Below are 18,989 nucleotides of genomic sequence, written 5' to 3'. Positions count from 1 at the left end.
CGACCAATCCCTGAAACCCCGCGGAACCGGCTCTGCCGGGCCGCAGGGGTTGCCCCCGGCGAGGGGGTAGGCGGCCACACGAAGTGGGCAAGCCTGGCGGAGAGCTCCGCCTACCCGTGCAGGCCTTTCCAGAGCATGTAGGCCGCGAGCATATAGAGGATGCTTGCGAAGACCCGCTTGAGCTTGGAGACTGGAAGGCTGTGCGCGGCTTTGGCGCCCAGCGGCGCAATCAGGAAGCTGCAGACCGCGATCACGCCGAGCGCGGGCAGCCAGATATAGCCGAAGGAGCCCTCCGGCAGGCCTTGCACCGACTGGCCACTCCACACATAGCCGACCACGTTGGCGACCGCTATCGGAAAGCCCAGCGCGGCGCTGGTCGCCACGGCGTTGTGGATCGCGACATTGCACCAGGTCATGAAGGGCACGCTGATGAACCCGCCGCCCGCGCCCACCAGTCCGGAGATGAAGCCGATCGCGCCACCCGCGGCGAACTGCCCGGCCGTGCCCGGCATCTGGCGGGTGGGCTTCGGCTTCTTGTCGAGGAACATCTGGGTGGCCGAGAAGCCGACAAACAGCGCGAAGAAGATCGCCAGCGCGGTGCCCTTGAGCAGCGCAAAAACGCCGAGGCTCCCGATCAGGCTGCCGATGACGATGCCCGGCGCCAGCCGGCGCACGATGTCCCAGCGCACGGCACCCCGCTTGTGGTGGGCGCGCACGCTCGAGATCGAGGTGAAGATGATCGTCGCCATCGAGGTCGCGATCGCCATCTTCACTGCCAGGTTGGCCGGCACGCCGCGGTCGCCAAGGATGATCGTGAGGAAGGGCACCATCAGCATGCCGCCGCCGATGCCCAGCAGGCCTGCGAGAAAGCCGGTGCCGACGCCAAGCAAGGCGAGTTCGGCGATCAGGAGGGGTTCGATGGTCATGAAAAAAGCCACGGCCCCGATGAAGGGGCCGTGGCCGTCAGGAATAGGTGTCTGCGAATGTGGGCCGGACTCGCATCCTGAACCGGGGTTCAGGTGGGCGAGGGCAGCAAGGCTTCGGGTTCATCTGACGCGAGATGATCACACCCGCCAAGCGATATACCAAGCCCTGCTCCGTAGAGCATTGGAACAAGGACATATAGAGCCCGACGCGCATCGCAGACAAGGTGGATTTTACGCCCGCGCGCGCATTCAGCGAAGGGTCTTCAGAGTAAATGTCCGTCGCCGGTAAGGGCCTGGTCCAGACGCTTGACAAGTTGCTCGGCACGCAATTCGTCTGCAGTCAGATCCGCGGTTGGAGCGGGGGCCGCCGCCGGCGCGGGCGCCGCCTCGCGCTGCACCAGGTCGAACGCCAGGTTGAGCGATGCGAGCACCGCGATCCGGTCGCGCGCCTTGACCTTGCCGGCGTCGCGGATCTTGCACATCGCGGCATCGACGCGTTCGACGGCTTCGCGCAATTGCGCCTCGCCGCCTTCGGGGCAGCCGAGCAGGTAACTCTGGCCCATGATCTGGACTTCGATTTGTTTCATCAGGTGGAGGATGCGTCTTGGGAGGGATCGGCCGGCAGCTGCTCGAGCAGGGCGTCGAGCCGTGTGCGCGCCGCGGCGAGCCGGGACTTGAGCGCATCGCGTTCGCGCGTGAGCGCGTCCACCTGGTCCTGCAGCAACGCATTGGTGCGCTGTACTTCTTCATGGCGCACGAGCAGGCGTTCGACACGCTCGGCGATCTGTTCAATACGGCTGGATGCAGGCATGGGGGGCGATTGTAGATTCCGGCGGCGGCGGGTTTCCACCTAAAATCCCGCGCGTTGGTGCTCGCGCCGCGGTTCACGCGTCGCAGTTCAACGGGAAGCAGGAGTCGAAGCCCCTCGGGCCGAGCCAGCCTGCGCTGCCCCCGCAACGGTCAAGCAGACGGCGCCCATCGGGCGCCGCCCTCGTCAATCAGCCACTGGGTGCCCTGAAACAGGCACCTGGGAAGGCGACGAGGGTTGCGCTGCCAGCCCGGATACCGGCCAACGAGGCGGCCGCCGCATGCCTGAAAGCCAGCGCGCGGCCATGACGTCCATGCGCCGGCGGGGAAGCCGGTGAAGGACTTTGACCTTTTGTCGTTCCCATGAAAATTCGTGTTTCCTCCACCCGCGCCACCCGGTGCGCCTCGCCGTGGCCGCTTTCGCGTGCGCATGCCGTGTCGCTGTCGGTCGCGCCCTTCCTCGCGGGGCTCGCGCTTCCGGCATCTGCGCAAGACGCGACGCCCGCGCTCCCCGAAACGGTCGTGACAGCGACCCGCACGCCGACACGCATCGACGAACTGGTGTCCGACACCGTCGTCATCGAGCGCGCGCAGATCGAGCAGCTTGCCAATCGCACCTTGCCCGACATCCTGGCCCGTCTCGCGGGCGTGCAGGTGTCGGCCACGGGCGGCCTGGGCAAGCAGAGCAGCGTGTACATCCGCGGCGCCGAGGCGCGCCACACCATCCTGCTGATCGACGGCGTGCGCTACGGGTCGGCCACGCTCGGCACGCCGTCCTGGGACAACATTCCCGTGGAGCTGATCGACCGGATCGAGGTCGTGAAGGGCCCGGCCTCCGCGCTGTACGGTAGCGATGCCGTGGGCGGCGTGGTGCAGATCTTCACTCGCAAAGGCAACCCCGGCGATCCGGCGTTCAGCCCGCGGGCGACGGCGACCCTCGGCAGCGACAGCTACCGGCAGATCACCGGCGGCTTCAGCGGTGCCTCGGGGCCGCTGACCTACTCGCTCGATGTCCAGCGCACGACCGAGAACAGCATTTCGGCGACCAATAGCAAGGTTCCGTTCGGCCAGTTCAACCCCGACCGCGATCCTTTCTCGCAAAGCGCGGCCAACCTGTCGCTGGGCTACCAGCTCAATCCCGACTGGAAGATCGACGGGGGCATGCTGTACGCTGACGGGCTGAACCACTACGACGACGGCCCGGACCGCGACACCCGTGGCACCGTGCGCACCCAGACCACCTACATCGGCGCAAGCGGCAAGGTCATGACCGACTGGACCACCCAACTTCGCTATTCGCGCAGCAAGGACTACAACCGGGCCATCGTCGCGGACCCGTTCAACCTGCCGGGCCTGTTCCAGACCGTGGAAAACGATTACCTCTGGCAGAACAACATCGCCACGCCGATCGGCACGGTGATCGCGGGCCTGGAAAGCCGCGACCAGAAGGTGGACAGCGACACTGCCTACACGGTGACCGATCGCACCATCAACTCCGGCTTCGTCGGCCTCAACGGCTATGCCGGGCCGCACAGCTGGCAGCTCAATGTGCGACACGACAGCAACTCGCAGTTCGGCGACAACAACAACTGGTTCGCGGGCTATGCCTACCGGATCACGCCGAACTGGCGGGTCAATATCTCGCAGGGCACCAGCTTCGTCGCGCCGTCGTTCAACCAGCTCTACTTCCCGAACTTCGGCAATCCTGCGCTGAAGCCGGAAGAGGGCAAGAACACGGACGTGGGCATCACCTGGACCCAGGGCGCGCACACCGTCAAGCTGGTGGGTTACGACAACAAGATCGACGGCTTCATCACGAGCGAGACGCTGCCGCAGAACGTGCCGCGCGCCCGCATCCAGGGCGGGACGCTGAGCTACGACGGCCAGTTCGACAATCTCGGCTTGCACGCGAGCTACGACTCGCTCGATCCGCACAACGAGATCACCGGCAAGCGCCTCGCCCGGCGCGCCCAGGAGCAGGCGACGCTCGGCGTCGACTACGCGACGGGCGCCTGGAAGTTCGGCGGCTCGGCGCTGTACGTGGGCAGCCGGTTCGACGACACCGCGAACACCCGATTCCTCACGAGCTACACCACGGTGGATCTCTACGCCGAATACCGCTTCGCGAAGGATTGGGCCGTGCAGGGCCGCATCGCGAACGTCGGCGACGTGGAATACGAAACGGCCTACGGCTACAACCAGCCCGGCCGCGCCTTCTACCTGACCCTGCGGTGGCAGCCGAAGTGAGCATCGCCCGCCGCGAATTGATCCTCGGCGGTCAGAAGAGCGGCAAATCGCGCCGCGGTGAACAACTCGCCGCGGCGTGGCTTTCGCAGTCACCTGCGCACAGGGCAGTCCTCATCGCGACCGCACGTGCGCACGATGACGAGATGCGTGCGCGCATCGAGCGGCATCGCAGCGACCGCGCGCTGCGGGTGCCTGCGATGGCCACGGTGGAAGAGCCTGTCGCGCTCGCTCAAGCCATCCGCCAGCACGGCGCGGCGGACACGCTGGTGCTGGTCGATTGCCTCACGCTCTGGCTCACGAACCTGCTCATGCCGGTGAACGGCGCAGCGGATGCGATGCCTTCGGTCGAAGCGGCCGCGCGCGAGCTCCTCGACGCCATCAAGGGATCGGCCGGTCCGCTGGTGCTGGTGGGCAACGAGATCGGCCTGGGCGTGATCCCGCTCGGCCGCGAAGTGCGCGCCTTCGTCGACGCACTGGGCCGGCTCAACCAGGAAGCGGCCGCTGCCTGCGACCGTGTCACGATGATGGTGGCAGGCTTGCCCCTGACCCTGAAGGAACCCGAATGAATCGGATTGCAAGGCTCGTCCTTGCCGGAGCCCTGGCCTGGCTGGCCGTGGCGGCGCAGGCGATCGTCGTGACCGACGAGCGCGGCGTTCGCGTGGACCTGCCCACGCCGCCGAAGCGCATCGTCACGCTGCTGCCGTCGCTGACCGAATCCGTCTGCACGCTCGGCGCGTGCGACCGGCTGGTCGGCGTCGATCGTTATTCAAACTGGCCTGATTCGGTGCGTGCGTTGCCGCAGCTCGGCGGCGGCATCGACCCGAACGTCGAGGCCATCGTCGCGCTCAAGCCCGATGTGGTGCTGCTTGCGAAATCGTCGCGCGTCACCGAGCGGCTCGAAGCCCTGGGTCTCAAGGTGCTGGTGCTCGAGCCGAAGAACCATGCCGACGTGCGACGGGTGCTCGATGCGCTCGGCCTGGTGTTGGGCACCGACGATGCGCAACGCGTGTGGCGCGCCATCGACGCCAGTGTCTCGGCGGCGGCGCAATCACTGCCCGCCGGGGTGAAGAACACGCGCGTGTACTTCGAGGTCAACAGCACGCCCTATGCGGCGGGCGAGGTCTCCTTCATTGGCGAGACGCTGACGCGGCTCGGCGTGCGCAACATCGTGCCGGCCTCGCTCGGTCCGTTTCCGAAGCTCAATCCCGAGTTCGTCGTGCGCGCGAATCCCGACCTGATCATGGTCGGCGAGCGCAGCGGGAACGGCTTGGAGCAGCGGCCGGGCTGGGGCGCGATCAAGGCGGTGCGTGATGGCCGCATCTGCCGATTCACGGCCGCGCAATCGGACGTGCTCGTGCGCCCCGGTCCGCGCATGGGCGAGGCGGCGCAGCTGATGGCGAAGTGCCTGCAGGCGGAGGCGAAATGACGGCTGCCATCGCACGAGGACGACACGCGTGAAGAGCCAGCACCGCCGTGCGCTGGCCCTGGGCATCGCGTTGCTGGCACTCGGCGCTGTTCTGCTGGTGCTCGGTGCGGGCGTCGGCAGCACGGGCTTCGAGAGCGTGCTCGCGGCGCGCCACGATCCGGTCGCGCTCCAGATCGTCTGGGACATCCGCCTGCCGCGCACGCTGGGCGCATGGCTCGCCGGCGCGCTGCTCGGGCTGGCAGGCGCGGTGGCGCAGGGACTGTTCCGCAATCCGCTGGCCGATCCCTATCTGCTGGGCAGCGCATCGGGCGCGTCGCTGGGCATGGCGCTCGCATTGATGCTGTTCGGCGCATCGCCTGCCAGCACGCAGTGGGTCGTGCGACTGGGCCTGACCGGCGCGGCGTTCGTCGGCGCGGTGCTGGCCGTGCTGCTTACGCTGACCTTGGCGCGCGGCGTGCAGCAGACGCTTCGGCTGCTGCTGGCCGGCGTGATCGTCGGTGTGGTGCTGGGTGCCGCCAAGGATCTGATCACCATCGCTTCGGCCGACATTCTCCAGGCCATCCAGGGCTTCATGCTCGGAAGCACCGGGCTGGTCGGATGGAGCGCCTGCGCGGTGATGGGCGGACTCGGCGCAATCTGCCTGCTGCTCGGTTGGGCGCTGGCGCCCGTGCTCGATGGCATGGCGCTCGGCGAGGCGACCGCCACCAGCCTGGGTTTGCCGCTGGGTGCGATGCGTGCCGCGCTCGTCGCCGTGCTGGCCCTGGCCACCGGCGCGGCCGTGGCGCAGACGGGGCTGATCGCCTTCGTAGGGCTTGCGGCGCCGCACCTCGTGCGCTCGGTGGTGAAGACGACGCACGCGCGGCTGCTCGTGCTGTCGAGCGCGATGGGTGGGCTCCTGCTGATGGCGGCGGACCTGCTCGCGCGCTGGCTCATCGCGCCGCAGGAACTGCCGGTCGGCGTGCTGACCGCCGTGCTCGGCGGGACCTATCTGCTGTGGCTCATGCATCGACGCAGCGCGCGGGGTGGCCTGTGAATGCATCCGTCGTCGTCGGCGCATCGGCGCTCGAAGCGCGGCGGGTCAGCGCCACCCTCGGCGTGACCGAGGTTCTGCATTTCATCGACCTCGCGCTCGCGGCCGGCCGCTGGACCAGCATCGTCGGGCCCAACGGCGCGGGCAAGTCGACATTGCTCAAGGTGCTCGCGGGTCTGCTGCCGCATGGCGGCGAGGTCCACCTGCTTGGGCAGCCGCTCGGTGCGCTGTCAGGGCGCAAACGTGCGCGCCGCATGTCCTGGCTCGGCCAGGGCGGCGCGGGCGAGGGCAGCGCGGACGACCTGATGGTCTACGACGTCGCGATGCTCGGCCGCCTGCCGCACCAGCGCTGGCTGGCGACGCCGAGCGACGCCGATCGCGCGGCGGTCGAGCGCGCGCTGCGGAGCACCCAGGCGTGGGACTGGCGGGAGCGGCCGCTGGGCCAGCTTTCGGGCGGCGAGCGACAGCGCGTGCTGCTCGCGCGGGCCCTCGCTGTCGAAGCTGAAGTGCTGCTGATGGACGAGCCCCTTGCCAATCTCGACCCGCCCCACCAGGCCGACTGGATGCAGACGGCGCGTGAACTCGTCGCCGAAGGCCGCACGGTGATCAGCGTGCTGCACGAACTCAACGCGGCACTCGCCGCCGATTCCATGGTCGTGATGGCGCGCGGCCAGGTCCTGCATCACGGCGAATGCAATGACACGGCCACCCATCGCGCACTCGAAGCCGTGTTCGACCAGCGGGTCGTCGTGCATCGCGTGGCGGAGCACTGGATGGCCGTACCCAGATAGGGATTCAATTCACGTCACTCATGCAAATCGAAAACCCACCCAGCGAGAAGCCGTACGAGAAGCCCGAGGGCGAACGGCGCGGCATCGTCATCGTCAACACCGGCGACGGCAAGGGCAAGAGCACGGCGGCCTTCGGGCTGGCACTGCGCGCGCACGGTCGCGGCAAGGCCGTGAAGATCTACCAGTTCATGAAGGTGCCGACGGCCCGCTTCGGCGAGCACCGGATGTTCGAACAGATCGGCATCCCGATCGAGGGGCTGGGCGACGGCTTCAGCTGGAAAAGCCAGGATCTGGAGCATTCCGCCCAACTGGCGCGCGATGGCTGGGAGAAGGCCAGGGCGGCGATCTTGTCGGGCGGGTATTTCCTGGTCGTGCTGGACGAGATCACCTATCCGCTCATCTATGGCTGGTTGCCGCTCGAAGGCGTGTTGGAGACGCTTCGCGCACGGCCTAAGGAAGTGCACGTTGTGTTGACGGGGCGCCGCTGCCCGCAGGAAATCATCGACCTGGCCGACACGGTGACCGAGATGCAGATGGTCAAGCACGCCTTCAAGGCGGGGGTCCCTGCGCAACGGGGCATCGAGGATTGATGCCACCCCCAGGCTTGCTCGCTTCGCGTAGCCGCCCACCCCCTTGCGGGGGGCGACGCCGGCGGCCCGGCAAAGCCGGATCCGTGGCGTCTTGCAAATTGGCCGGGCGAGTGGCCGGCCGGGCCTCCGCTGCGTAACCACGTGATCAGCCTCTTCGATCGCGCATTGCTCCCCCCCCTCTGGGGGAGGGCTGGGGTGGGGGCCCGACAGCCGTGGTTTCGTTCGCAGCCCTCTGTCTCGCCCTCGCCATCGACCGATGGCTAGGCGAACCGCCGGCAAGGTGCCACCCGGTAGTCTGGATGGGCCACTACCTCGGAGCGGCAGGAAACCGCATCGCACCGCCAGCCGGCCCGGCACCATTGCACGACCCGGCGCGCCTCGCCGCAGGCGCCATCGCCTGGTGCTTCGGCGCGATCGTCGTCCTGCTGGCGGCCTGCATGGTGACGGCACTCGCAACCCGACTGACACCATGGCTCGCCGCGCTCCTCACCGGCTTCGCCCTCAAACCGCTCCTGGCCTGGCGCATGCTTCGTGACGAAGTCATCGCCGTCGAAGCCGCACTGGACCAGTCGCTCGACGCCGGCCGTGCCCAGCTTGCACGCCTCGTGTCCCGCGACGTCACCGCACTGAGCTCGGACGAGGTGCGCGAAAGCGCCATCGAATCGCTCGCCGAGAACCTCAACGACTCGCTGGTCGCGCCGATCTTCTGGTTCGTGCTGTTCGGACTCCCGGGCGCTGCGGTCTATCGCTTCGCCAACACGGCCGATGCGATGTGGGGCTATCGCGGCGAACGTGGAGGCCGGCATTGGGAATGGGCCGGCAAATGGGCCGCCCGGGCGGATGATGTGCTGTCCTGGCTGCCGGCCCGCCTCACCGCGCTGCTTCTCCTGTGCGCCGCCCTTCCTGCCGGCACGAGAACGGGCGTCGGAGCGCTTCGCGTCGAAGCAAGAAAACCCCCATCCCCCAACAGTGGCTGGCCGATGGGCGCGATGGCGTTGATACTCGGGGTCAGGCTCGCGAAGCCCGGCGTCTATGCATTGAACGACCCGGGGCGCGAGCCGTCCGGAGCCGACACGCTGCGCGCCGTGGCGCTGGGAAACCGGGTGGTCGCGATGACCGCCTTGTGCGCGGCACTTGCCATGGGCTCACTTGCGGCGATGGGTTGAACATGACGTCCTTCGACATCTTCGAGTCCCTGCACGGTGGGCCTGACGCCCAGGGCGTGGCGCCGCACGATTTCTCCACCAATGCCAATGCCTGCGGGCCTTGCCCGGGGACGCGGCTGGCGCTCCAGCGCGTGGACCCCGCCCGCTATCCGGACCCGGTCTACACCGCGCTGTGCGAACGGCTTGCGCACTTTCACCAGGTCGATGTCGAGCGAATCGTGATCGCCGCCAGCGCCAGCGAATTCATCGCCCGCATGACCGCCGCCGTGGCGCAGGGTGACAGCCGCCGCGTCTGGGTGCCGCCGCATTGCTACGGCGACTATCTGCGCGCCGCGAGCGCGTGGCGCTTCGAGCCGGTCCCGGAGGCGGGCGATGCCGATCTTGTCTGGTGCAGCGATCCGTCCAGTCCGCTCGGCCAGCCGAGCGCGGAGCTCACCAACATCCTGCCGTCGAGCGACGAAGCCACTTGCGTGCTCGACCTCGCCTACGAGCCGCTGCGCTTGCACGGTGCGCTCGCCTTGACCCGGGACCAGATCGACCGCGTCTGGCAGCTCTGGACGCCCAACAAGGCGCTCGGCCTCACGGGCATCCGCGCCGCCTACGCCATCGCACCGGTCGAGGCGGGCGACATGACCGCTCGACTCGAACGCCTCGCGCCATCCTGGCCGCTGGGTGCGTACGGCGTGGCGCTGCTCGAATCCTGGACGGGCGAAAGTTCGCAACGGTGGCTCGCCAAGAGCCGGGTCACGCTCAAGGCCTGGAAGGCCGAGCAGCGCGCGCTTTGCGAATCGCTCGGCTGGACCTGCGAGCCCAGCGTCGCCAACTACTTCTGTGCGAAGCCGGACCTGCCGTATGCAGGCGAACGCGTCGCCGAACTGAGGGCCGCGGGCATCAAGCTGCGCGACACGGCCTCTTTTGGCATTCCCGGCCACGTGCGGCTGGGGGTGCTGTCGCCCGGCAGCCAGGCCGCATTGCAACGCGCCTGGATCGCAACGCAACCCTGAAAAGCGCCTACCAGCCGGACTGCTGCTGGCGCCCGCCCTTGATGTTCCCGGCGACGCCGCCGGCAACGGCGCCGATCGCGGCACCCGTCCAGGCATCGCCGCCCGCGATCGCCGCGATCCCGGCGCCGCCAAGTGCGCCCAGGCCGGCCCCGCTCATCGTTCCCTGTTGCTGCGGCGTCATGTTCGTGCAGGCGGTCAGAAGTGCCATCGATGCAACAGCGGTCCAGCATGCAAGTCGTTTCATGGTCGGCTCCCTCACTTCTTTTGCAGGCCGGGAACGGCCATTTCGAACCAGATGATGTCGAGCACCGGCCGCTTGAGCTTGGTCGGATTCGCCGCATACCAGTTGTCGACCTTCACCCGCACGCTGTCCAGTGTCTCGCCCTGCATGCCCTTGGAAAGGCGCGGAATGAAACTCTGGGCGTCCGCAGGCGGATTGGCGCCGTGGTAGGCGGTCTGCACCTGGACCATGTTGGCGAGGCCGACGAGGTAGGCCTTCTTGACCGCCTCGTTCGACTGGGTCCATTGCTCGCCCGTGACCATCTGGACCTCGGCCGCCCGCACCGGGGCGGCGGCCATTGCCAATGCCATGCACGTGGCGGCGGCGGCCGTTCGCAACTGCAGTTTCATGTTCATCGCACCCTCCGAGCGAATTGGATGCGTTGCATATTGCGCTTGGATTCGGACCGATGTCAAACGGCCCCGTGGCGCGATCTGTGGATGACTTTTCTTCAGATCCGCTGTAGCTGCGGATGCTTCGCGAACAGATCGGCAGCCCAGTCCACGAAGGCGCGCACCTTGGCGCTCAGGTGACGGTTGGGCGGGTAGACCACATGCACGGGCAACGGCGGCCGCGTCCAGTCCGAAAGGATTTCGATGAGCTCGCCGCTGGCGATGTAGGGCTCCGCCATATAGGTGATCACCTGCGAAAGTCCGAAGCCGCCCAGCACCGCCGTCATGTGGGCGTTGCTGTCGTTGACGGCCACGCGATAGGGGCCGGCGATCTCGAACTGTTCTTCGCCGCGGTGGAATTCGTGCGGGTACACGCGGCGCGTACTGCCGGAAAAGAAACTCACCACCAGGTGCCGTTTCTCGATGTCCGTCGGATGCTGCGGCGCACCATAGCGCTTGAGGTAGGCCGGGGAGGCCACGGTCATCCAGGGCAGGTTGCCGATGCGGCGCGCCACCAGCGACTGGTCGGCCAGTTCGCCGCCGCGGATCACGCAGTCGACGTTGTCGGTGATCAGGTCGACCGTGCGGTCGCTCACGCCGACGTCGACCTGGATGTCGGGATAACGGTCGCAGAAGGTCGCGAGCGCAGGAAGGATGACCAGCCTCGCCATCGACGACCCCACGTCGATGCGCAGGCGCCCGGTGGGATTGGCCTGCGCATTCGTCATGCTGGCCTCGATGTCGTCGAAATCGTTGAGCAGGCGCGCCGTCCGCTCGAAATATGCGGCGCCGTCTGGCGTGACGGTGACCCGGCGTGTGGTCCGGTTGAGCAACTTGACGTGCAATCGGGACTCCAGCGCCTGAATTTGCTTGGTGACCGTGCCCTTGGGCAGGCCGAGCGAATCCGCGGCGCGGGTGAAGGTGCCTGCTTCGACGACGCGGACGAAGATCCGCATGGCCTGGATCTGATCCATCTATGCTCCTGGGGGTGGCTTGGGGCCGGGCGGGAGCGGAATTCTCACATGGGCCCGCAGGGCGATTGTTAGCCGATTGGAAACAGAGTGAGGTCCGACGTCCTGTTTGAAGCATATCAAGGCCGTCTTATATTCAACCCATCGTTCAAACCGAGGTCGTCCATGTCCACCCGTCCCGCCCTGACTGCCGAAGCCCCCGCGGCTCCCGCACGGGGAGCCGAATCCGACATCCGCATCGAACTGCCGGACCGCGAGCCCGTGCGGGCACGCCTGTATGGCGAGCGCATCCGGGGCACCACATCGCCGCTGGTGCTGCATTTCCATGGTGGCACCTTCGTTTGCGGCGACCTGGACAACGGCCGCAATGTGGGCCGCCTTTTGGCCGGTGCGGGCGCGGTGGTCGTCTCGCTGGACTACCCGCTGGCGCCCAAGGCGCCGTTCCCGGAGCCCATCGAAGTCGGTTTCGCGGCGCTCGAATGGGTCTACAAGCAGCGCATGAAGTTGGCCGGGCGGGGTGCGCAGTTGTTCCTGGCGGGCGAGGAGGCCGGCGGCAACCTCGCCGCGGCGGTGGCGCTGATGGCGCGTGACAGGGCGCATCCGCCGCTGGCCGGGCAGATCCTGCTGTCGCCGATGCTCGATCCGTGCGCGGGCACGCTGTCGCTGCGGCAGGCCAAGGGCGACGCGGTGCAGTGCAAGTGGGCGTCGGGCTGGCAGGAGTACCTGAGCCGGCCGATGAATGCCACGCACCCGTACGCAGTGCCCGGCGGATCGTTGCGGCTGGCCGAACTGGCAAGGACGCTGGTGCTGGTCGGCAAGGACGATCCGATGCGCGACGAGGCGATGAACTTCGCCAAACGGCTGAGTGACGCTGGCATCCCGGTCACCAGCAGCGTATTGCCCGGCGCTTCGAACTGGCCCGAAGCGCTCTACCGGCCGGACGATTCTGGCTGTGCGGCCTGCGAGGCGGTCGTACAGAAGCACTTCCGCGAGTTCTTCAGCGCGGCACCGCCGCCTCACTGAGCGGCGTAGCACGGCGCCCCGTGCACTGAAGGATCCCGTCGCGCGGGATCACCCCGAAGCCGAGGTGAGTGCACCTCGATCCGCAAGGCGGCATGACCGCCGTGCGGGGGATGGCTTCGTCCGCGCGACCCACGATCCCCGGTGACCTGGCGACGGGCTCCCACCGATTTCCGTTTTCCCCGCTGTCCTGCGCTATCCGCGCGGGAGGGCGGTTTGCATCCCAAGAGTCACCAAAAGGACCTTCATCATGTCGAACTCCCAAACCTCCTCGAAGGCCCGCCGCGGCCTCTGGCCCGCGGTGACCGGTGTCACCGCGATCGTGGCGATCGCGTCTGCCGCGCTCGGCTTCCACAGTCTCAATGCCGAGGCCAACAATGCCCAGGCGGTGTCGGCACCGCGCGCCACGCCAGTCTCGGTGGCCATGGTGGCCTCAACCGAAGTCAACACCTGGGACGAGTTCTCGGGCCGTCTCGAAGCAGTCGAGCGGGTCGACGTGCGATCGCGTGTCGCCGGCGCGGTGCAGTCCGTGCACTTCCGCGAAGGCACGCTGGTGAAGCAGGGCGAATTGCTGATCACCATCGACCCCGCCCCCTATGCGGCGGAGGTCGAGCGTGCCGAGGCGCAGGTCGCGTCGGCGCAGGCCAGGGTGTCGTTCACCCGCAGCGAGCAGGAACGTGCACGCCGCCTCTGGGACGAAAAGGCCATCGCGCAACGCGAACTGGACGAGCGCACCAACGCCGGCCGCGAAGCCGAAGCCAACTTGCGCGCGGCACAGGCGTCGCTGCAGAGCGCACGCCTGAACCTGGGCTACACGCAAGTGCGGGCGCCGGTCGCGGGCCGCATCGGCAAGCTGGAAGTGACGGTGGGCAACCTCGTCGCGGCCGGACCTGGCGCACCGGTGCTGACGACGCTGGTGTCGGTCAGCCCGATCTACGCGAGCTTCGACGCGGACGAGCAGATCGTCGTGCGTGCGCTGAAAGACCTGCCCGGCGGCGCCAGCGCACGCACCCGCATCGAAGGCATTCCGGTCCAGATGGGCACCGCCGGCATCGAAGGCACACCCTACGAAGGCCGGCTGCAACTGATCGACAACCAGGTCGACGCCAGGAGCGGCACCGTTCGCGTCCGCGCCGCCTTCGACAACAAGGATGGCGCGCTGATCCCCGGCCAGTTCGCCCGCATCCGCATGGGCCAGGCGCACAGCGATTCCGCCTTGCTGGTCAATGAACGCGCGGTGGGTACCGACCAGAACAAGAAGTTCGTGATGGTGGTCGGCGAGGACAACAAGGCCGAGTACCGCGAGGTCACGCTCGGCGCACCGGTCAACGGCCTGCGCGTCGTGACCAAGGGCCTCAAGGCCGGGGAGCGCGTGGTGGTCAATGGGCTGCAGCACATCCGCCCGGGAGCGCTCGTCGAGCCGCAGACCGTGACCATGGACGCCAAGGCCGAGGTTCCACAGCAGCCCCAGCGCGTGGCTGCCGCGAAGTCCTGATCGCAGGGCTTTCGGAGAAACATCATGAATCTGTCCAAGTTCTTCATCGACCGGCCGATCTTTGCCGGCGTGCTCTCGCTCCTGATGCTGATCGCGGGGCTGATCGCGCTGCGCGGGCTGCCGATTTCCGAGTATCCCGAGGTGGTGCCGCCCTCGGTCGTGGTGCGGGCCAACTACCCCGGTGCCAACCCCAAGGTGATCGCCGAGACGGTGGCCACGCCGCTGGAGGAATCGATCAACGGCGTCGAAGGCATGCTCTACATGGGCAGCCAGGCGACTACCGACGGCCTGATGACGCTGACCGTGACCTTCAAGCTCGGCACGGACCCCGACAAGGCGCAGCAGCTCGTGCAGAACCGCGTCTCGCAAGCCGAGCCGCGACTGCCCGAGGAAGTGCGCCGACTCGGCATCACGACCATCAAGAGCTCGCCCGACCTCACGATGGTGGTGCACCTGTTGTCGCCCAACGGCCGCTACGACATGACCTACCTGCGCAACTACGCGGTGCTCAACGTCAAGGATCGCCTGGCGCGCGTGCAGGGCGTGGGCGACGTGCAGTTGTTCGGTTCGGGTGACTACTCGATGCGTGTCTGGCTCGATCCGCAGAAGGTCGCGCAGCGCGGCCTTTCCGCGAGCGACGTGGTCCGCGCGATCCGCGAACAGAACGTGCAGGCCGCGGCCGGCGTAGTCGGTGCTTCGCCCGGCCTGCAGGGCGTGGACATGCAGATCTCGATCAACGCGCAGGGCCGCCTGCAGACCGAGGAAGAGTTCGGCGACATCATCGTGAAGACCGGCGGCGACGGTGCCGTGACGCGGCTGCGCGACGTGGCGCGCCTCGAACTCGGCGCATCGACCTATGCGCTGCGTTCGCTGCTCGACAACAAGGACGCGGTGGCGGTTCCGATCTTTGCCGCGCCGGGTTCCAACGCGCTTCAGATTTCGAGCGACGTGCGCGCCACCATGGCCGAGCTGAAGAAGAACATGCCCGACGGCGTGGACTACAGCATCGTCTACGACCCGACGCAGTTCGTGCGCGCCTCGATCGAATCCGTCGTGCACACGCTGCTGGAAGCGATCGCGCTCGTCGTGCTGGTCGTGATCCTGTTCCTGCAGACCTGGCGCGCATCGATCATCCCGCTGCTCGCGGTCCCGATCTCGGTGATCGGCACCTTCGCCGTGATGCATCTGTTCGGCTTCTCGATCAACGCGCTGAGCCTCTTCGGGCTGGTGCTGGCCATCGGCATCGTGGTGGACGACGCGATCGTGGTGGTCGAGAACGTGGAGCGCAACATCGAGGCGGGACTCAGTCCGCGCCAGGCCACGTACCGCGCGATGCGCGAGGTGTCGGGGCCCATCATCGCGATCGCGCTGGTGCTGGTGGCGGTGTTCGTGCCGCTGGCCTTCATCAGCGGTCTCACGGGCCAGTTCTACAAGCAGTTCGCACTGACGATCGCGATCTCGACCGTGATCTCGGCGGTCAATTCGCTGACCTTGTCGCCGGCGCTCGCGGCACTGCTGCTGCGCGGCCATGACGCGCCCAAGGACGCGCTGACGCGCGGCATGGACCGCGTGCTCGGCCGCTTCTTCCGCGGCTTCAACCGCGTCTTCCATCGCGGCGCAGAGGGCTACAGCTCGGGCGTGAAGGGCGCCATCTCGCGCAAGGCACTGATGATGGTGATCTACCTCGCGCTGGTGGCCGTGACCTTCGGTCTATTCAAGGCGGTGCCGGGCGGCTTCGTGCCGGCGCAGGACAAGCAGTACCTCATCGGCTTCGCACAACTGCCCGACGGTGCCACCCTCGACCGCACGGAAGAAGTGACGCGCCGTATGAACGACATCGTCATGAAGCAGCCGGGCGTGGAACACGCCATCACCTTCCCGGGCCTGTCGATCAACGGCTTCACCAACAGCTCCAACTCGGGCATCGTCTTCGTCGGGCTGAAGGACTTCGACCAGCGCAAGGCGAAGGAACTGAGCGCGGGTGCCATTGCCGGGCAACTCAACGCGCAGTTCGCCCAGATCCAGGACGCCTACATCGCGATCTTCCCGCCGCCGCCGGTCCAAGGGCTCGGTACGACGGGCGGCTTCAAGCTGCAGATTGAGGATCGCGGTTCGCTCGGCTATGCGGAGATGGACAAGGCGGTGAAGGCCTTCATGGCGAAGGCCCGCCAGACGCCGGAGCTTGCGGGCATGTTCACGAGCTGGCAGGTCAACGTGCCGCAGCTCTACGCCGACATCGACCGCACCAAGGCGCGCCAGCTCGGCGTACCGGTGACCGAGGTGTTCGACACCATGCAGATCTACCTGGGCAGCCTGTACGCGAACGACTTCAACCGCTTCGGCCGCACCTACAGCGTGCGCGTGCAGGCGGATGCGCCGTACCGCGCCCGCGCCGAGGACGTGGGCCTGCTCAAGGTGCGTTCGAACACCGGCGAGATGGTGCCCCTGTCGGCGCTGATGAACATCCAGCCCAGCTATGGGCCGGAACGCGCGCTGCGCTACAACGGCTTCCTCTCGGCCGACATCAACGGCGGCCCGGCACCCGGCTACTCGTCGGGCCAGGCGCAGGACGCGATCGAGCGCATCGCGGCCGAGACGCTGCCGCAGGGCATCAGCTTCGAATGGACGGAGCTGACCTACCAGGAGATCCTGGCCGGGAACTCGGCGCTGTGGGTGTTCCCGCTCGCCATCCTGCTGGTGTTCCTGGTGCTGGCCGCGCAGTACGAGAGCCTGACCTTGCCGGTCGCGATCATCCTGATCGTGCCGATGGGGTTGCTCGCCGCGATGACGGGTGTCTGGTTGTCCAATGGCGACAACAACATCTTCACGCAGATCGGGCTGATGGTGCTGGTGGGGCTGTCCGCGAAGAACGCGATTCTGATCGTCGAGTTCGCCCGCGAGCTGGAGTTTGCCGGGCGAACGCCGATCCAGGCCGCGATCGAGGCGAGCCGGCTGCGGCTGCGCCCGATCCTGATGACCTCGATGGCCTTCGTGATGGGTGTGCTGCCGCTGGTGCTTTCGTCGGGCGCGGGTGCCGAGATGCGCAAGGCCATGGGCATCGCGGTGTTCTCCGGAATGATCGGCGTGACGGCCTTCGGCCTGTTCCTGACGCCGGTGTTCTACGTGCTGCTGCGCCGCCTGACCGGCAATCGTCCGCTGAAGCTGCATGGCGAGGTGCCGCACGGCGATGCGTTCGTCTCCGCGGACCAGCCCGTGGCGGCCGAGCATCCGGTCGCCGGTGGTGGCGGCCCGCTGCGGCCGTCGCCGGCAGCGCCGCTCAAGGCCATCGACTAAGGGGCTTCGGCCCGCTTCCAGTACCTCAAGAAAGTTGATCATGAATCAGACATCCCCATCCCGAGGCCTTCCATGGCGTGCGGCGCTGGCGCCGCTGCTCGCCGCGCTGGTGCTCGCGGGATGCGCGACGGCGCCGGCGGAGCTTCCGGCCTTCACGCCGCCTGCGCAGTTCAAGGAGCAGGCCGTCGCCGCGCCGGAAGGCACGTGGACGCGTGCGCAGCCCGCGGAAGCCCAGCCGCGCGGCGAATGGTGGCGCGCGTTCAACGATCCGGTGCTCGACAAGCTCATCGCCAGCGCCGACGCCCGCAATACCGACATCGCCGCGGCTGCCGCCCGGCTGGGCGAGGCGCGCGCACTGGCGCGCAATGCCGATGCCGATCGCGCACCGCAGCTCAACGCGGTGGCCGGCGGCGTGCGCAGCGCGGGCCTGGACCGCAACCTGACGCCCAGGCCGTCCTCGCTGTTCACGGCGGGGCTGGAGGTCTCCTACGAGGCGGACCTCTTCGGAAAGCTGTCGCGCGCCAGCGATGCGGCCCGGCTCGATGCCGATTCGCGCGAAGGCCTGCTGCAGAGCACACGCCTGCTGGTCGAGGCCGAGGTGGCGCAGACCTACCTGGCCTTGCGTGCCCTCGATGCCGAACGTGCGCTGGTGAGGGATACGGTCGAGGCCTATCGCGATACCCTCAAGCTCACGCAGAGCCGCGAGCGCGCAGGGGATGTGGCGGAACTCGACGTGGTGCGCGTGGAGACCGAGGTCGCGTCGACCGAATCCGACGCCATGACGCTCGACCGCCGTCGCGCCGAACTGGAACACGCGCTGGCGGTGCTGGCCGGCGACGTCGCTACCGAGTTCGCCGTGAACACGGCCGACTGGTCGACCGCGTTGCCCACGATTCCGCCGGGCGTGCCGGCCACGGTGCTCACGCGCCGGCCGGACATCTCCGCCGCGCAGAAGGCGGTGCTGGCGGCGCAGGCGCGCGTCGGCGTCGCGCAAGCCGCATGGTTTCCCGACCTTTCGCTGACCGCGGGCGGTGGCTACGCGAGTTCGGACTTCAGCGACCTCGTGAAGTGGTCGGCGCGGTCATGGGGCATCGGTGCGCTGCTTTCTTTGCCGCTCTTCGACGGCGGGCGGCGCGAGGCGGGTGTGCAGAACGCTTCCGCGCAACTCGACGGTGCCTTGGCGAACTACCGGTCGCAGGTGCTCGTCGCCTTCAAGGAGGTCGAGGACCAGCTCTCTTCGCTTCGCATCCTCGACCAGCAGTCGGGCGTGCAGGCGAAGGCGGTCACGTCGGCGACCCGGGCGACCACCTTGTCCAACTCGCGTTATCGCAACGGGCTGGTGAGCCAGCTGGACCTGCTCGACGCGCGTCGTCAGGAGCTCCAGAACAGGCGGCAGGCGCTGCAGGTGAAGTCGGCCCAGTACCAGGCGACGGTCGGGTTGATCCGCGCGATCGGCGGAAGCTGGGAGACTGCGCCCGTTGCGGAAGACGCGACGGGCAAGGCGAAGGTCGCGGCGACCCGGCTTCGCACCCTCGAATGAGCTTGCGCGG

General features: G+C 67.8%; 18 protein-coding genes and 1 riboswitch. Of the genes, 12 read left to right on the top strand and 6 right to left on the bottom strand.

Annotated elements, in window-relative coordinates; translation table 11 throughout:
- Positions 1 to 110 precede the first annotated feature (110 nt).
- The 3 genes from ACSFBL_RS15595 to ACSFBL_RS15585 all read right to left on the bottom strand — a co-directional run bounded on the left by ACSFBL_RS15595 (position 111) and on the right by ACSFBL_RS15585 (position 1,737).
- Entirely contained in the window at positions 111 to 926 is an 816-nt protein-coding gene (locus tag ACSFBL_RS15595) for a sulfite exporter TauE/SafE family protein (RefSeq protein ID WP_435516685.1), read from the bottom strand.
- Between the two features lie 263 nt (positions 927 to 1,189).
- Positions 1,190 to 1,513, bottom strand: coding sequence for a cell division protein ZapA (locus tag ACSFBL_RS15590; protein ID WP_435516684.1), 324 nt, complete (start codon positions 1,511 to 1,513; stop codon positions 1,190 to 1,192).
- A complete protein-coding gene (locus ACSFBL_RS15585; RefSeq protein ID WP_286662689.1) occupies positions 1,513 to 1,737 on the bottom strand; it encodes a DUF904 domain-containing protein in 225 nt (74 codons plus the stop codon). Before ACSFBL_RS15585 ends, ACSFBL_RS15590 begins: the two co-directional genes overlap by 1 nt.
- A gap of 39 nt (positions 1,738 to 1,776) precedes the next feature.
- Positions 1,777 to 2,014: riboswitch (cobalamin riboswitch) on the top strand.
- 82 nt (positions 2,015 to 2,096) lie between these two features.
- Here ACSFBL_RS15585 and ACSFBL_RS15580 point away from each other — a divergent pair.
- From ACSFBL_RS15580 to ACSFBL_RS15545, 8 genes are all read left to right on the top strand, one after another.
- Positions 2,097 to 3,980, top strand: a complete 1,884-nt coding sequence (locus ACSFBL_RS15580) for a TonB-dependent receptor domain-containing protein (RefSeq protein WP_435516683.1) — start codon at positions 2,097 to 2,099, stop codon at positions 3,978 to 3,980.
- Positions 3,977 to 4,546 (top strand): bifunctional adenosylcobinamide kinase/adenosylcobinamide-phosphate guanylyltransferase, encoded by a 570-nt coding sequence (locus tag ACSFBL_RS15575; RefSeq protein ID WP_435516682.1) that lies wholly within the window; start codon positions 3,977 to 3,979, stop codon positions 4,544 to 4,546. Before ACSFBL_RS15580 ends, ACSFBL_RS15575 begins: the two co-directional genes overlap by 4 nt.
- Positions 4,543 to 5,406, top strand: coding sequence for an ABC transporter substrate-binding protein (locus tag ACSFBL_RS15570; RefSeq protein ID WP_435516681.1), 864 nt, complete (start codon positions 4,543 to 4,545; stop codon positions 5,404 to 5,406). Before ACSFBL_RS15575 ends, ACSFBL_RS15570 begins: the two co-directional genes overlap by 4 nt.
- 28 nt (positions 5,407 to 5,434) lie before the next feature.
- On the top strand, positions 5,435 to 6,439 hold the full coding sequence (locus ACSFBL_RS15565; RefSeq protein ID WP_435516680.1) for a FecCD family ABC transporter permease: 1,005 nt from the start codon (positions 5,435 to 5,437) through the stop codon (positions 6,437 to 6,439).
- Positions 6,436 to 7,227 carry an ABC transporter ATP-binding protein gene (locus ACSFBL_RS15560; protein WP_435516679.1) on the top strand — a complete coding sequence of 264 codons (792 nt, stop codon included), beginning with the start codon at positions 6,436 to 6,438 and terminating at the stop codon, positions 7,225 to 7,227. The genes ACSFBL_RS15565 and ACSFBL_RS15560 overlap by 4 nt, the downstream gene beginning before the upstream one ends.
- 20 nt (positions 7,228 to 7,247) lie before the next feature.
- Positions 7,248 to 7,817 carry a cob(I)yrinic acid a,c-diamide adenosyltransferase gene (gene cobO, locus ACSFBL_RS15555; protein WP_435516678.1) on the top strand — a complete coding sequence of 190 codons (570 nt, stop codon included), beginning with the start codon at positions 7,248 to 7,250 and terminating at the stop codon, positions 7,815 to 7,817.
- A gap of 179 nt (positions 7,818 to 7,996) precedes the next feature.
- Positions 7,997 to 8,983: an adenosylcobinamide-phosphate synthase CbiB gene (cbiB, locus tag ACSFBL_RS15550; protein WP_435516952.1), complete on the top strand. Its 987-nt coding sequence runs from the start codon at positions 7,997 to 7,999 to the stop codon at positions 8,981 to 8,983.
- A 2-nt stretch (positions 8,984 to 8,985) separates the two neighbouring features.
- Positions 8,986 to 9,987 carry an aminotransferase class I/II-fold pyridoxal phosphate-dependent enzyme gene (locus tag ACSFBL_RS15545; protein WP_435516677.1) on the top strand — a complete coding sequence of 334 codons (1,002 nt, stop codon included), beginning with the start codon at positions 8,986 to 8,988 and terminating at the stop codon, positions 9,985 to 9,987.
- Between the two features lie 7 nt (positions 9,988 to 9,994).
- On the opposite strand, the gene ACSFBL_RS15540 is transcribed toward ACSFBL_RS15545, so the two are convergent.
- The 3 genes from ACSFBL_RS15540 to ACSFBL_RS15530 form a co-directional block, all read right to left on the bottom strand.
- Positions 9,995 to 10,231 (bottom strand): hypothetical protein, encoded by a 237-nt coding sequence (locus tag ACSFBL_RS15540; protein ID WP_435516676.1) that lies wholly within the window; start codon positions 10,229 to 10,231, stop codon positions 9,995 to 9,997.
- Between the two features lie 11 nt (positions 10,232 to 10,242).
- Complete coding sequence (locus tag ACSFBL_RS15535) at positions 10,243 to 10,623, bottom strand: hypothetical protein (protein WP_435516675.1); 381 nt, start codon at positions 10,621 to 10,623, stop codon at positions 10,243 to 10,245.
- A gap of 95 nt (positions 10,624 to 10,718) precedes the next feature.
- Positions 10,719 to 11,633 carry a LysR family transcriptional regulator gene (locus ACSFBL_RS15530; protein WP_435516674.1) on the bottom strand — a complete coding sequence of 305 codons (915 nt, stop codon included), beginning with the start codon at positions 11,631 to 11,633 and terminating at the stop codon, positions 10,719 to 10,721.
- 162 nt (positions 11,634 to 11,795) lie between these two features.
- On the opposite strand from ACSFBL_RS15530, the gene ACSFBL_RS15525 reads away from it, so the two are divergent.
- The 4 genes from ACSFBL_RS15525 (at position 11,796) to ACSFBL_RS15510 (ending at position 18,979) form a co-directional block, all read left to right on the top strand.
- Positions 11,796 to 12,653 carry an alpha/beta hydrolase gene (locus ACSFBL_RS15525; RefSeq protein ID WP_435516673.1) on the top strand — a complete coding sequence of 286 codons (858 nt, stop codon included), beginning with the start codon at positions 11,796 to 11,798 and terminating at the stop codon, positions 12,651 to 12,653.
- A gap of 247 nt (positions 12,654 to 12,900) precedes the next feature.
- Positions 12,901 to 14,145 carry an efflux RND transporter periplasmic adaptor subunit gene (locus ACSFBL_RS15520; protein ID WP_435516672.1) on the top strand — a complete coding sequence of 415 codons (1,245 nt, stop codon included), beginning with the start codon at positions 12,901 to 12,903 and terminating at the stop codon, positions 14,143 to 14,145.
- A gap of 24 nt (positions 14,146 to 14,169) precedes the next feature.
- Positions 14,170 to 17,439, top strand: coding sequence for an efflux RND transporter permease subunit (locus tag ACSFBL_RS15515; RefSeq protein ID WP_435516671.1), 3,270 nt, complete (start codon positions 14,170 to 14,172; stop codon positions 17,437 to 17,439).
- Positions 17,440 to 17,479: 40 nt separating this feature from the next.
- Positions 17,480 to 18,979, top strand: coding sequence for an efflux transporter outer membrane subunit (locus tag ACSFBL_RS15510; RefSeq protein ID WP_435516670.1), 1,500 nt, complete (start codon positions 17,480 to 17,482; stop codon positions 18,977 to 18,979).
- Positions 18,980 to 18,989 lie beyond the last annotated feature (10 nt).

Source organism: Variovorax glacialis (assembly GCF_051216375.1).
In the GTDB taxonomy this organism is placed as follows: Bacteria; Pseudomonadota; Gammaproteobacteria; order Burkholderiales; family Burkholderiaceae_C; genus Variovorax.
This window is presented reverse-complemented; position numbering and strand designations above follow the sequence as displayed.